This window comes from Aneurinibacillus sp. REN35 (assembly GCF_041379945.2).
Classification (GTDB): Bacteria; Bacillota; Bacilli; order Aneurinibacillales; family Aneurinibacillaceae; genus Aneurinibacillus.
Map to the genome: position 1 here is coordinate 61,907 of NZ_JBFTXJ020000004.1, position 14,515 is coordinate 76,421.

15 protein-coding genes are annotated in these 14,515 nt (G+C 44.6%); all 15 read right to left on the reverse strand.

The window, feature by feature from the left end; all coding sequences use genetic code 11:
* Window positions 1-24 precede the first annotated feature (24 nt).
* Genes AB3351_RS09545 through fliR form a run of 15 tightly spaced genes read right to left on the reverse strand, consistent with a single transcriptional unit; the run spans window position 25 to window position 14,512 of the window.
* Window positions 25-531 carry a DUF6115 domain-containing protein gene (locus AB3351_RS09545; RefSeq protein WP_371146913.1) on the reverse strand — a complete coding sequence of 169 codons (507 nt, stop codon included), beginning with the start codon at window positions 529-531 and terminating at the stop codon, window positions 25-27.
* 32 nt (window positions 532-563) lie between these two features.
* Window positions 564-887: a hypothetical protein gene (locus AB3351_RS09550; protein WP_371146914.1), complete on the reverse strand. Its 324-nt coding sequence runs from the start codon at window positions 885-887 to the stop codon at window positions 564-566.
* A 29-nt stretch (window positions 888-916) separates the two neighbouring features.
* Window positions 917-2,347, reverse strand: coding sequence for a DUF342 domain-containing protein (locus AB3351_RS09555; RefSeq protein ID WP_371146915.1), 1,431 nt, complete (start codon window positions 2,345-2,347; stop codon window positions 917-919).
* 21 nt (window positions 2,348-2,368) lie between these two features.
* Window positions 2,369-3,157: a FliA/WhiG family RNA polymerase sigma factor gene (locus AB3351_RS09560; protein ID WP_371146916.1), complete on the reverse strand. Its 789-nt coding sequence runs from the start codon at window positions 3,155-3,157 to the stop codon at window positions 2,369-2,371.
* Between the two features lie 17 nt (window positions 3,158-3,174).
* Window positions 3,175-3,588 (reverse strand): hypothetical protein, encoded by a 414-nt coding sequence (locus AB3351_RS09565; RefSeq protein ID WP_371146917.1) that lies wholly within the window; start codon window positions 3,586-3,588, stop codon window positions 3,175-3,177.
* Between the two features lies 1 nt (window position 3,589).
* Entirely contained in the window at window positions 3,590-4,072 is a 483-nt protein-coding gene (locus AB3351_RS09570; RefSeq protein ID WP_371146918.1) for a chemotaxis protein CheD, read from the reverse strand.
* Complete coding sequence (locus AB3351_RS09575; protein ID WP_371146919.1) at window positions 4,069-4,689, reverse strand: chemotaxis protein CheC; 621 nt, start codon at window positions 4,687-4,689, stop codon at window positions 4,069-4,071. The genes AB3351_RS09570 and AB3351_RS09575 overlap by 4 nt, the downstream gene beginning before the upstream one ends.
* Complete coding sequence (locus AB3351_RS09580; RefSeq protein ID WP_371146920.1) at window positions 4,689-5,165, reverse strand: chemotaxis protein CheW; 477 nt, start codon at window positions 5,163-5,165, stop codon at window positions 4,689-4,691. The genes AB3351_RS09575 and AB3351_RS09580 overlap by 1 nt, the downstream gene beginning before the upstream one ends.
* Before the next feature lie 14 nt (window positions 5,166-5,179).
* A complete protein-coding gene (locus AB3351_RS09585) occupies window positions 5,180-7,261 on the reverse strand; it encodes a chemotaxis protein CheW (RefSeq protein ID WP_371146921.1) in 2,082 nt (693 codons plus the stop codon).
* Window positions 7,262-7,276: 15 nt separating this feature from the next.
* Window positions 7,277-8,416, reverse strand: coding sequence for a protein-glutamate methylesterase/protein-glutamine glutaminase (locus AB3351_RS09590; protein WP_371147160.1), 1,140 nt, complete (start codon window positions 8,414-8,416; stop codon window positions 7,277-7,279).
* 19 nt (window positions 8,417-8,435) lie between these two features.
* Window positions 8,436-9,323 (reverse strand): MinD/ParA family protein, encoded by an 888-nt coding sequence (locus tag AB3351_RS09595; RefSeq protein WP_371146922.1) that lies wholly within the window; start codon window positions 9,321-9,323, stop codon window positions 8,436-8,438.
* The gene (flhF, locus tag AB3351_RS09600) at window positions 9,320-10,585 is read right to left on the reverse strand and encodes a flagellar biosynthesis protein FlhF (protein ID WP_371146923.1); all 1,266 of its coding nucleotides are present in this window, start codon (window positions 10,583-10,585) and stop codon (window positions 9,320-9,322) included. The genes AB3351_RS09595 and flhF overlap by 4 nt, the downstream gene beginning before the upstream one ends.
* Entirely contained in the window at window positions 10,585-12,618 is a 2,034-nt protein-coding gene (gene flhA / locus AB3351_RS09605; RefSeq protein WP_371146924.1) for a flagellar biosynthesis protein FlhA, read from the reverse strand. Before flhA ends, flhF begins: the two co-directional genes overlap by 1 nt.
* A gap of 26 nt (window positions 12,619-12,644) precedes the next feature.
* Window positions 12,645-13,733 carry a flagellar biosynthesis protein FlhB gene (gene flhB, locus AB3351_RS09610; protein ID WP_371146925.1) on the reverse strand — a complete coding sequence of 363 codons (1,089 nt, stop codon included), beginning with the start codon at window positions 13,731-13,733 and terminating at the stop codon, window positions 12,645-12,647.
* Complete coding sequence (gene fliR / locus AB3351_RS09615; protein WP_371146926.1) at window positions 13,730-14,512, reverse strand: flagellar biosynthetic protein FliR; 783 nt, start codon at window positions 14,510-14,512, stop codon at window positions 13,730-13,732. The genes flhB and fliR overlap by 4 nt, the downstream gene beginning before the upstream one ends.
* Window positions 14,513-14,515 lie beyond the last annotated feature (3 nt).

Below are 14,515 nucleotides of genomic sequence, written 5' to 3' on the forward strand. Positions count from 1 at the left end.
AAATGCAACAAACAAGAACGAATTTTATTTTACAGATGGCATGCCCTGTTTTTTTAACAGTTGAATGACCATCTCGACTTCTCCGTTTCCGATACCTAATTTACGCGCGATATCAGAGACAGGCATTCCCTGTGCGTACAATTCTGGGATCTCTTTATACTCATCTTTAAGAAAGGAAGGAAGCGGAGGTACAGAAGGAGCTTTCCCACGAGGCGTTTCTCCCTGGGCATGTTCACGTTCCGTCATCCGCTTCATCACTTCTTCCTGCTTATGTGCCAACTCTTCTGTTTGCTTTCGAAGAGCGGCCAACTCTTCCTTCATACCGGTCAATTCAAGGTCAACCATGCGTTTAATTTGTGCTGTAGTACGCGTAAGTTCCTTATTTTCCTGCTCAAAGTCTGCCATTAGTTCATGGAGCGTCTCTTCCATCTTCTTCTCTTGGGAAGAATGTCTGTTGTCATTTTTATTGACTGCACGTAATACAAGCAATAAAACAACAATGGTAAGGGCTGAAAGCCAGATTTCTGTCATGCATGTTCACCAACTGTTGATAAAAATTATAATTATAGCGTAATATCCAAGCTATGCCCTTTATATGGATGGAGATTTTCTTTCTCTGCATCTAAAAGTAACGAGGTTTTCTTTTGCCGATGCTTTCCACCTTGTTCTTGGCCCTTGTTTTGGCCGTTTGCATCTTGATTGATATTCGTTTCGCTTGCTTCTTCCGATCTGGCTATACGTGTGCGGTTCACTTCATCTTTTTGTTCTTGATCAAGCGCAAGCCCAGCCTGCTCTTGCTGTGGACGCTGCTGTAACTGCTCTTGTATTTTTCCTATATCCTGCATACGGGGAATGGCAATCTGAAGCTCCAACGCACGCAATGTCATCTAGGCCACCTCTTTCCTTCCTTTTTACCTTACAGTAATGTGGAGGTTATATGACCATCTTCGCCAAGGACGAAGGCTGCCTTGCTATGATTTTCCTTAATAAAACGAATCGCATTGCCAAATACCAGCTTGGTGCCGCTATACATCACGCTCCAGCATTCGACACGGGCTTTTTCCATCGCATTTATCTTTTGTTCAATTTCCTGTATTCTCTCTTTGGCCTGTGCATGCTTTTTTTCTGCCAATAGCTTTGTGTTCGTAAATTTGATCTGCATCGCTCTTTTATCAGCCGTTATCTTTCCCTGCATGGCAAGCTGGTCTATAAAACGCAGGCCCTGATCCGACTTTTCAATTGAATCCACATGTTCTTTTAGCTCCGCTTTTAACTTGCTCCATTCATCGCGCAGCTTTGGATTAGCGCCTACCTCAATCGTTGTTGGCGTATTCGTCATATTACCAATGATTTTGGCCACCACTTTTTCACCGGCCTGTGCCGTCCCACCTACAATGAGTCCTTTTGTCGCCTTACAAATAATATCCCGACCTGCGCTAACCTGGCTGTGCATAATCACTTGCGATACAATGATATCATTTTCAGCTTTTACCACAGCATTTTGAACAAAACCTGTCTTCACGTCCACACCGGCCTGCACACTTCCTTTATGCTGGCCGATGATTCCGCCTCTAATCTCAATCGTGCCTTTTGCTTCTAGTGTAGCGCTTTCCACGCTACCGGCAATGCGAATATCGCCTCCTGCTTTAATCGAAAAACCAGGATGCACATTTCCATGTATTACGACATTACCGATAAAATCAATGTTCCCCACTGAAAAATCCACATCTTCCTTCACTTCAAAAACAGAAAGTACGTTGATTTTCCCCTTTTCAGTAATGGAGACTTGACCATCAATTGCAGCATACACATTATTTTTCTCTTGGTCTAACAATACATTTTTTCCGATTTTGAAGCGCGCTTCTTTTCCGTCTTTGGCTGCTACCACATCTCCGCTTACATTTTTCCCAGGCTGACCTTTGGTCGGAGAGATCTTCTTGGCAAGCAATTGGCCTTTTGTTACATTTAGAAGCTGAAGAACATTATAGTAGTCAACACTACCATCCTCTCGCTCCTTTGGCCCCTTCTTCTCAGAAGGTCGTACCACATACTCAATGTATCCAGCCTGACCGGTCACCGGTGGCGTTCCCTCGGCAATAAGCAGCGATTCTTTTGCAAACATAAATGGATTCATCACAACTTGGCGAAGCAGTTCCTCATTAATTCCAAATATTACGCCATTTTTGTTTATGATATCCGTTAGCTCTTCTAATGTGACTTTTATTTCCTCTTCAAAAAGCAGCTCCATTGTCGCCTGCATTTTATCTCGAGTAATTCGGATTTTTACTATATCGGCTAACGTTTTCAAAGGAGAAGCCTGCTCTGTCTTTCTTTCTGATTCCTCCATTGTCTACCCTTCTTTCCCCTTTTACTCGTTTAATAAATAATCTTTCGACCTTGTAAGCGCTCCGCGCATTCGAAAAATGGCTTTGGAGTGCAGTTGAGAAATACGGGAAGCAGATAGTTCCATAATTTCAGCAATTTCGGTCAGTGAACATTCTTCATAATAAAACAGGGATACAATCGTTCGCTCTTTTGGCGGTAAGCGTTCAATAGCCTCAGCTAAAATATGTCTTTGTTGATCTTTATGCAAGGCAGTTTCCGGCTTTTCCGCATGCTCATCCATAATAATTGATTGACGCGAGTGCTTTTGATCATCTTCATCTTGTATTGGTTCGTCAAGAGAGTAGACGGAAGCGAAAGACACATCCTGCATAGTCTGATTTAATTCCTGAACAGAGATGCCTAAATGCCTGCTTACCTCTTCATCTGTAGCTGCGCGTAAGTTCTGCTGTTCAAGCTGTGTGTATGCTTCTTCAATTTTTTTTGCTTTGTCACGAATGGAACGAGGAAGTACATCGTTTTCGCGCAATCCATCGATAATTGCGCCGCGAATCCTCCACATTCCATACGTTTCAAACTGAAGACCACGATTGTAATCAAACTTTTTCAAAGCATCCAACAGACCAAATCTTCCAAAACTGATCAGGTCATCCTTCGCTACCATATCCGGCAGTCCAATCGCTAAGCGACCGGCTACATAGTTAACCAGCGGAAGATACTGTTCAATCAGCTCAATTTCAGCCTGCCGATCTCCATTCTCCCGCCAGCGTTTCCACTTCTCTATGTCAAGTTGTTTTTTCGGTTTTCGCGCCACCGTGCGCCCACTCCCTTCTATTCATTAGAGAATACACGCAGAGCTCGCGCGACTTCTTCCGGATCTACCTTCTCTTTATCCGTGCGCGCAATATGCGGAAAGTCAGTAGAGGTAAATTGCGCAAATCCTCCAGAATCCGATTCGCTTCCTCCCTTTTTTCCTTCACTCTGCTGATGTGCGGACTCTTCCGGCGTTACCAGATCAATGTGTTGGCCTCTCTCTTCAGAAACAAATAAATCACGATGCTGTTTGCCAATAATCTTGCCTGCTAAAAAACGAAAAATAAACGTAAGCATAAAGAACAGAAAAAATGCAAGTAGAGAGCGCAAAAGGCTCTCTAATAACAAATTATTCATAACAGAAAACAAAAATGTGAGAATGCCAACGATGCTTGCGATACTAATATTCCATTTGATTGAGCCTATCCACATATTACAATTCCTTTACCCCTTGGTTTACCGTTCGAATATTTAAAATGCCCGTACCACTATCTAATTCGATAGTGCGGCCGCAATTTCCTCCTGTATCCTCGGCAAGAATTGGAATATGTGCTGCGTGCAGCATTTGTTTACACGCCTCAACGTTTCGAGGTCCGATCCGCATCGCATCACTCGTGGAAGAAAAAGCGAACATTTGCGCACCACCTGCCAATTTAGCAACCAGCTTTCTGCGGTTCGCGCCTGCCTTCTCCATCTCTTCAATCAGCTTAGGGATGGCTGTATTTGCATACTTTGCAATATTTAATACCCCTTTACTTAGTGAAGAATCAGGCAGCATAACGTGTGCCATTCCACCTATTTTATTATAATTGTCAAACAATACAACGCCTACGCAAGAGCCTAAGCCTGTTGTACGAATTCGGTCAGGAGATTTTGCAATATTGAGATCTGCCATACCTACTTTCACAATGTTCATTCTAGTGGAACCCCTAATGCATGAAACAGCTGGGGAAGTGCTTCGGGATCAGGAAGAAGGAAGAAGTGACCGGAAATCTTCTCATTTCCCTGAAAAAACGCTGTATCGATGGTTAAGGCAAAATCTCCATTATGACCAAACTCTAACAATCCATATGACAAAATAGCACCTGCCATATCAATCGCAACCGCTGGCACTGATGGCTGCATATTTAATTTTGTAAAGTCAGCCAGCGAAGACAGATATGAACCTGTCAAGATGTTCCCGATTTCATTGAGAGCGGACAGTTCCATTTCGTTAAATGCTGTTTCATCCTGCATGGTAATCCCCATCAGCTCTTGCAGTAAATTCTTTGCCGAATCTACGGAAATGATAAAAAACATATTTCCCGGAATGTCTCCCATCATTCTAAGAAACACACATACAACAAGAGACTCCACCCCACCTACGACATCTGCAATTTCATCAAATGGAATGATTTTGACTTGAGGAACCGTCATATCAATTTCTTTTGAAATTAACCTAGAAAGAGCGGTCGCCGCATTCCCCGCTCCAATATTTCCGATCTCCCGCAGGACATCGAGCTGAAAATCACCGAATTGTTCAAACTTCATCATTATGCCTCAATGTTTTCTAATTGTTTAATCTCATCTGTATTTAACACTTTATCAAGATTAAGCAAAATCAATAGTCGGCGATCTAATTTTGCCACACCACGCAGGTAGACCGCTTCAATTCCTCCTACCACTTCAGGGGGCGGTTCAATAGCATTAATCGGAATATCGATGACATCGTTGGCCGAATCCACGATCAAACCAACTTCAATCTCATCCACAGCAACGATAATCACCCGGGTGGCTTCGTTATATGCCGCTTCCTCGATACCAAAACGATGACGCAAATCTACAATGGGCGTGACAATGCCCCGCATATTGATGACACCTTTGATGAAGTGTGGCGTACGCGGTACGCGGGTAATAGGCTCAAGCCGCTCGATCGACTTTACTTGGTTCACATCTACTCCATACTCTTCATCTTTTAGGCGAAACACGATGACTTTAATCTCATCTACAATATCTTTATGATCCAACACGGTTGCTTCCCCCTTTACTTAATTAGCGCATTGCAATCAATAATCAGCGCAACTTGACCATCACCAAGAATTGTAGCTCCAGAAATCGCAAATACGTTTGCAAGATATTTGCCCAGCGACTTTAAGACAATTTCCTGCTGGCCTATAAAGGAATCCACCACAAGCCCTGCCATTTTATCGCCCTTGCGCACAATCACGACTGAGATTTCCTCATCTTTTTTCACACCATCATCTGGAATGCCAAAAATGGATTTCAGTGAAACCAGCGGAACGATACGGCCGCGAAAATCGATTACGTCCTGCTGATGTGCGTGCATAATATCTTCTGGCGAGAAGACAGCAGTCTCAATAATTGAGCTGAGCGGAACAGCAAATTTCTCACCTTCCACCTGAACAAGCATAGCTGAGATAATGGATAGTGTAAGCGGCAATTGGATCAAGAACGTTGTGCCAGCACCCGGGGTCGAATCGACACCGCAAGCACCGCCTAGTGATTCAATCTTAGTTTTTACAACATCAAGGCCAACGCCACGGCCTGACACATCGGAAATCTTATCAGCAGTGCTCAAGCCGGAGGCAAAAAGCAGCTCGTCAATCTGTTTATTCGAAAGCGCACTTGCTCCCTGCTCTGTCAGAATACCTCGTTCTAACGCTTTTTTGAGCACCTTTTCACGGTTAATACCTTTACCGTCATCACGAACTTCAATAAATACATGATTTCCGCTGTGGTATGCTTTCAACTGTACAAGCCCTTCTTCTGGCTTTCCAGCCGCTAAGCGCTCTTCGGCCGATTCTACACCATGGTCAAGCGAGTTGCGCAGCAAGTGAACAAGCGGGTCGCCAATCTCATCAATAACAGTCCGGTCTAATTCCGTCTCCGCTCCGATGATCTCTAAGTTAATTTTCTTGTTTAAATCTTTTGCCAGGTCACGTACCATGCGCGGAAAGCGATTAAACACCTGCTCCACTGGTACCATGCGCATCGTTAAGATGATATTTTGCAAATCACCGCTAATACGACTCATATGCTCTACTGTTTCCATTAGAGCACTCTGACCGGATTCACGCGCCAACTGCTCCAAGCGACCACGATCGATGACAAGTTCACTAAATAGATTCATCAGGACATCAAGGCGCTCAATATCAACCCGAATGGTTTTCCCTGCGGTGTTTTTCTTGGCCACCTGTGCCTGCGGCGCACTTTTCTCTTCTTTGACAGCCTTGATTTCCGCTGGCTTTTCTTGAGCTTTTGTCTGTGAAGCTACCAGTTTGTCCGCTTCCTGGGCCACCGCTTGGCGATGAGAAGCCGGTTTAATTTCTTGAATTTCTACCGCTTCGATTTCTGAAACATTCAAAACAGTATGCTCTACTTTTTCACTGGATTCTTTGCTAATCAAGACGATCTCAAATGACTTTTCAAACTTTTCTTCCTCTAGTTCTTCTACCGATGGTGTTGTTTTTATGATCTCGCCAAGCGATTCAAGGTTGTCATACACCATATAGGCACGCGCAGCCTTTAATACGCAGTCATCCTTTATTGAAGTCTTAATCCAATACGCATGATAACCGGACTCAATGGATTGCTCAATCACTGTCAGTTCATATTCATCGAGCTGATATTGACTTGCCCTAGGAGGAGATACTTCCACCGCTGCAACAGCCGCAGCCGTCTCTTCTCCAGCGCTAGCATTTGTCTGCGGTACAGAAACAGGCAGCTCTCCCTTTAGAATGGCTTTCAGTGCCGCGACAACATGACTTACGTCTTCTTTTCCGTCGCCGCCGCCGGCAATGGAATACAGCATATTCTCAAGCAAGTCTACGCACTTGAAGATAACATCCATAATATCTGTATTGATGACAAGCTTATGATTGCGCGCTTGATCAAGCACATTCTCCATCTCATGCGTCAGCGCCGCCATATCTTCAAATCCCATTGTAGCCGCCATCCCTTTTAAGGTATGAGCGGAACGGAAAATTTCATTAATTAGATCCACATTCTCCGGATCGTTCTCTAGCACAAGTAAATTATCGTTTACAGCTTGGATATGCTCTTTGGATTCTTCGATAAACATATCCAAATATTGATTCATTTCCATCTTTCATCCACCTCCCTAGCAGTGTAAACAACGCATAAGCTGGGCGGAGATTTCATGAAGCGGTGCTACGATGTCCACCGTTCCAGCTTGAATGGCAGCTCTTGGCATGCCGAATACGACACATGTGGATTCATCTTCCGCAATTACGGTACAAATCCCGGTCTCTTTTAATATTTTTAATCCTTGTGTTCCATCGCTTCCCATTCCCGTCATAATTACCGCATGCTTTGCTGGATGGTGAATGCTGGCGAGAGATTCAAACAGCGTATCAACAGAAGGTCTGTGACCGCCTCTGGGCGGCTCTTGGTCCAAAGAAAGGTAAAGTGTACCGTCTGTTCGCTGCTTGACTTCCATATGATAGTTTCCAGGTGCAATGTATGCATGCCCGTTCTGCAGCGGCTGATTGTGCTCAGCCTCGCACACTTCGATTTCACATAACGAGTTTAAGCGTTGCGCCAATGACTTCGTAAAACCGGGTGGCATATGCTGCACAATAATAAGGCTACCTTTAAAGTTTTGCGGCAGCTCTCTAAGAACGACCTGTAATGCTTTCGGTCCTCCTGTTGATGTACCGACCGCTATTACATTGTCCACTCTCCCATTTCCCATCCCTTGCATCGGCGTGATTTTCCTCCATACCTTATTATTCGGCTTTTCTTGTACTAAAGTGTATGGTGAGCGTTTTTTCTCTGTGTCAACCGACCTATGTTTTAAGGATGGTATCGCTTCTTTCATTGTAAGTATCCGTGACAATTTTACGTGGGCGGCAGCTTTTACCTTTGCCGTAATCTCATCCTTAATCGTATGGAGATCAAGCGAGATTGCTCCCGAGGGCTTAGAAATAAAATCTACAGCCCCCATCTCTAATGCATGGATGGTTTCATGTGTTCCCTGCTGTGTGACACTACTAAGCATCACGACCGGAAGCGGCATCTCTTTCATAATTTTTTCGAGCGCTTCTAGTCCGTTCATGATCGGCATTTCGACATCCAGTGTAACGACATCAGGCGTCCAGCGTTTAATTAAATCAAACGCTTCCGAACCATTCCTGCCTTTAGCTACAACCTGGATTTCGGGATCTTCCTCAAGCAAATCACCTATTACTTTCCTCATAAATGCCGAATCATCAATAATTACTACTCGGATAGGCTTCATCACTCTCTCCCCTCCCGCATTATTTCCAAAGCTTTCGCAATCGGAGCAGAAAGCCTCTGACTCCACCACCATCTTCAATGCGTTCATGCGAAAGATATACATTGACCAAATTTTTAAAGCTCTGGGCTGCCTTGCTTGCGGGATAAGCAAGGCAAAGAGGACGCTGTCTTTTTACCGCCTTGGATACATGGGCATCATCATAAACGAACCCTAGCATGTTCATCTCCAATTTCAGAAACTGACGGGCGACAAGCAGTAGTTTTTCACCTGTACTGCTTCCTTCCTTTTCACTAACGGCACGATTTACTACTACATTAAACCGAATATCAGGCTTCTGGTAGTGCGCCATTTTGACCAGCGCATAAGCATCCGTTACCGAAGTCGGTTCAGGTGTAGTCACTAGCATAATTTCGTCGGCGGATAGCAGAAAACGCAGCATGTCTTTAGACATACCGGCTCCTGTGTCTAAAATAATTGTATCAGCATATCCTTGTAATTGGGCCAGTTGTTCGAAAAAATAATGTAATTTTATTTCATCGAGTTCAAAAATCTGTGACAGACCGGACCCTCCAGCTACAAATTCTAGGTCGTTAGGCCCTCTTTCAATAATATCCCAGATTGAAAGCCTCTTGTCTATGAGATCAATGATATTTTTTTTTGCAGACATACCCATTAGCACATCAATATTTGCAAAACCGAGATCCAGATCGAACAATACGACTCGGTGTCCCCGCTCTCTTAGCCCTAGCGCAAAATTTAGAGAAAAGTTCGATTTCCCAACTCCACCCTTTCCGCTTGTCACTGCAATGACCTTTGTTCTTTTTGCGTTTCCGCCATTTGAATGGGGTTTGCTCCGAAGCCGAAGATCCCCTAATCTTTCGCGCAAGCGCTGAGCTTGATCACTCATTCGTTCATCTCTCCTAAAATAAGCGCTGCAATTTTATCCGGTGTAGCTGTTTCAATATCATCAGGCACATTTTGCCCAGTAGTAACATAGGAGAGAGAAAGCCGGTACTTCACGATGACATTAAGAAGCGAGCCATACGTACTGGTTTCATCTATTTTGGTGAAAATGACTTTATCAATCTGCACGTCTGCAAAGCTTTGAATGATTGCCTCTAAATCTCCCTGCTTCGCTGTAGCGCTTAATACAAGAATCGTTTCATTTGGCAGTGGAGAATGAAGCAGCTTGGTAATCTCTGTAACATACTCTGGATTTCGATAGTTTCGCCCTGCCGTATCCATGAAAATCATATCGCAATCGCGCAATCGCTCAATCGTAGGCGCAAGTTCTTCCGCTGAATAAACAACCTTAAGCGGTACATTTAAAATATTAGCGTATGTTTTCAACTGTTCTACCGCAGCAATTCGATACGTATCAGATGTTACCATACCAACCTGTTTTTCTTTAGAGAGCGTGCATTCAGCAGCCAGTTTAGCCAGCGTTGTCGTCTTACCCACGCCGGTTGGTCCAATAAAGTTTACCAGCACTGTACGATCACGCAATGGACCATGTTCTTTTGAAGCAGCATCCATCAAATCAATGATGGCTTGTTTGACGACACGCTTTACTTCTGTTTCATTTTGCAGTTCTTCGGCAGGAAGCTCTTTTATCGCTCTCTCAAAAATCTTTCCGATCAGCATCTCGTCCACTTCCTGCACTTGCAGAATGCGGCGAAGGGGGTGAAAAGCATCCGGAAGCGTAGTATTCTTCTCATCTGCGATAACAAGCTTCCACAGCATGCCTCTCATTTCTTCTAATTCTTTTGATACAGTGTGGGAAGCAGCCTCTTCCTTCTGTATGACCGGCTTAGAAATCCGCTCATCTATCACCTGTTCTTTCTGCAGTGCGGCTGATTGCAAAACAGTAGCAAAAGATTTCTCCGCCCCCTCCGCTTGTTTCTCTGATAAAGTCAAGGCAGGAGAAGGGGAAGGAGGAGCCGAAAAGGACGGCATTGGCGCTTTTTTTGCTTGCTCCCGCTCTTTCTCATTGTTTGCAGTCGGGTCAATCGCCGCAATCACTTCAATTTGTTTTTTTCGGAACATACCTAAAAACCCACCAGTCTTGATGGGTTTTGTATTAAGAATAATCGCGTTTTTTCCTAGATCCGCTCGGATTTGCTGCAAGGCATCCGACATGGAATCAACCACATATTTTTTTACACGCATCAGATGCTCACCACCCCTACGCTTTGAATTTCAATCTCAGGCTCTAACTCATTATACGAAAGCACGGGAATCTCCGGCATCATTCTCTCTACCAACTGCCGCATGTACATACGAATAGCCGGTGAGGTTAAAATGATAGGCTGTTGTCCCATCTGCAGCATACGGTTGACCTGTTCGGATAACGCAGCAAAAATCCGCTGCGACGTATCCGGATCAATCGCCATATAGTTACCCTGCTCGGTTTGCTGTATGGAATCTGAAATTGCTTTTTCTAAGCTCGGCCCAGCGGTGATGACCTGCAGCGGTTCTCCCGGCGCTACAAACTGCAGCGTAATTTGCCGTGACAGCGATTGTCTTACATATTCAGCCAGCAGATCGGTATCCTTAGTATACGGGCCGTAATCGGCCAGCGTCTCCAATATTACCGGCAGGTTGCGAACAGATATTTTCTCCCGCAGCAGCTTCTGCAGTACTTTTTGCACATCGCCTACGCTTAGTACATTCGGAACCAGTTCTTCCACTAGCGCAGGTGTTGTTTCCCGCACGTTGTCTATGAGCGCCTTCGTTTCTTGACGGTTCAGCAATTCATGCGCATATCGCTTGATGATCTCCGTCAGATGCGTAGCTACAACAGATGGCGGATCTACTACCGTATAGCCAGCCATCTCGGCCCGTTCCTTCACCTCTTCCGTTACCCAGAGAGCCGGAAGGCCAAAAGCAGGCTCTACCGTATCAATACCGGTAACCGATTCATCATCAATTCCCGGACTCATCGCCAGATAATGATCAAGCATAATCTCGCCGCGAGCTACCTGATTGCCTTTAATCTTAATTACGTATTCATTCGGGCGAAGCTGAATATTATCCCGAATCCGAATGACCGGTACAACAACGCCAAGCTCAATGGCGCACTGGCGCCGGATCATGATGACCCGATCAAGCAAGTCACCGCCTTGATTCGCATCTGCAAGCGGAATTAATCCATATCCGAACTCGAACTCAATCGGATCAATGTGCAATAGACTCACTACACTTTCTGGACTGCGAACCTCTTCCATCTCGGCTTCTTCCGGTGATGTCTCAAGATCGACCTCCGCCTTCTTGATCCCTTGCTGTAGGCGAAAACCGCTAAAGGCAAGCACACCGGCTACCGGAAACGTTGGCAGCAAGCCAATCGGTGTGAATATCCCCATCATGATAACTGTTCCCGCTACCACATACAACAAGCGTGGATAGGCGAGCATTTGCTTCATTAAGTCATCACCGATGTTATCTTCAGAAGCTGCGCGTGTTACGATAAGGCCGGTCGCTGTAGACAATAAGAGCGCCGGAACCTGGCTGACCAGCCCGTCACCGACAGACAGAAGCGTGAACGTTGTCGCCGCTTCTCCAAATCCCATATTATGCACAACCATCCCGATAATGAGGCCGCCAATAATGTTTACGATAAAAATAATAATACCTGCAATCGCGTCCCCTTTTACGAACTTGGTTGCACCATCCATCGCGCCAAAGAACTCTGATTCCTGACTGATTTTCTTACGACGTTGCTGGGCTTCCGCATCGGAAATGGCCCCAGCATTCAAGTCAGCATCAATCGCCATCTGCTTCCCTGGCATGGCATCGAGTGCAAAACGAGCCGCCACCTCAGCTACACGCTCGGATCCTTTCGTAATAACCATAAAGTTAATCAGCGTAAGGATTAGGAAGACAACAAAACCGACAATCGCATTCCCACCGATAACAAATGAACCAAACGCTTCAATTACTTTTCCCGCTTCCCCATGCGATAAAATGTTACGTGTCGATGATACGTTAAGAGCTAAGCGGAACATCGTCGTAATCAAAAGCAGCGACGGAAAAACCGAAAACTGCGATGGATCATTCGTATTCATCGCTACAAGCAAAATGGTAAGCGAGAGCGAAATATTAATAATAAAAAGAATGTCAAGAAGGGGATTCGGTAAGGGAATAACAAGCATAATAACGATGCATATAACAAATCCCATAACAGCAAGATCTCTGCGATTCATTTGTTTCCCCCCTTCTGAAAAATGAATTATATTTTTCCTTTTAATTTATACACATACGCCAGCACTTCAGCCACGGCCTGAAACAAGTCCTCCGGGATAGGCTGATTAATTTCCACCTGCGCAAACAGCATTCGTGCGAGCGGTTTATTTTCAACAGTAATAATCTCATGATCCTTGGCGATTTCTTTGATACGCAGCGCCACAAAGTCTTGTCCCTTGGCAATTACGGTAGGAGCCTGCATTGTAGCGCCATCATATTTAACCGCGATTGCGAAGTGAGTCGGGTTCGTGATGACGACATCGGCATTCGGAACTTCCTGCATCATACGACGCATCGCCATCTCCCGCTGCTTCTGCTTGATCTTTCCTTTGATCTGCGGATCGCCTTCCATCGTTTTATACTCATCCTTTATATCCTGCTTGGACATACGAAGCTGCTTCTCATGTTGAAAACGCTGGTACATATAATCCAAGACGGCAATAATGACAAGAAGAATCGCTACCGTAAATCCCATTTGCAGCGTTAGCTTCCCAACAACGGACAGCATATCTCCGACCGACTTAGTAGCAAGCGTTAGCAGGTCGTCTTTTCCATTCCACAAAATGAACCATACGGCCACTCCGATAAACACAACTTTGAGAATCGATTTAATCAAGTTGACAATGGCCTGCAAAGAAAAGATTTTCTTTGCCCCTTTAATCGGATCCAACCGGTTTAATTTAAACATAAGCGGCTTGGTTGTAAACAAGAGGCCAAATTGAATATAATTCGAGAAAAAACTAATCACTACAGCAATTAAAAAGATCGGCCAGACCAGCATGGCGGATTGATATAGCACTTCAAGCATCAATTTTTCTGTTGTTTCTTCCGTAAGCTCCATTAGCAAATAGTTGTTAAAGAACGCATGAAAAAATTGATAGAGACGATCTCCCATCCCTCTGCCCATAAAGAGAAAAAATAAAAAAACGGCCAACAGAACAAGCGCCGTTGCTACCTCTTGGCTTTTTGCTACCTGCCCATCTTCCCTTGCTTTCTGCTTCTTGCGCGGTGTCGCTTTTTCTGTTTTTTCTCCCGCAAAGAACTGAAGGTCAACCTGAAAGCGCAGGCGGTTCATGATACGGCCCCCACTATTTCCATCATTCGTTCCATTGAAGCAAACAACACTTCAAGCAGACGACTCATCACAAAAAAATAACCTGGAAAAACAATGATTAAGATAATGAATCCAGCCAGCAGCTTGGCCGGCATTCCGACCACAAAAATATTCATCTGCGGCACCGTTTTAGCCACAATTCCAAGAGCGATATCAATTACGAACAGAGAACTAATTAACGGAGCTGCAAGCAGCATGCCGGACATAAACATATAAGAAAACTTCTCTACGAGAAACGCACTGATTGATCCGTCGCCTATACCATTTATCCAACGATCAAGCGGGACAATCTGATAGCTTGTCAGTATTCCCTTAATTAACAGATGATGACCGTTTGTCGATAAGATAAACAGCATCGTAAGCATATGCTTAAAGTTCCCCATTAGCGGAGTTTGCGCTCCTGTCATCGGGTCAAAAATGGTGGCCATTGCAAGGCCCATAATCATATCAATAAACGATCCGGCAACCTGAATTGCCGCCAAAAATAACGTCGCAAGAAACCCCAGCAACAGACCAATTAACACTTCCTTTAAGGCTAGATATACATACGCAAAATCTAGTGCAATCACGCTATCTGCTTTTAACAGCGGAAAAGCAACCAAAGCAAGGAAAAATGATAGTCCGATCTTAAAAGGAGCCGGAATGCTTCGCATCGAAAAAATCGGCGCGGCCACAAAAAATGCAGTAAGCCGGACAAATACAAGCAAAAATGCGGGCAACATCTCAAGTAATTGAATCATATA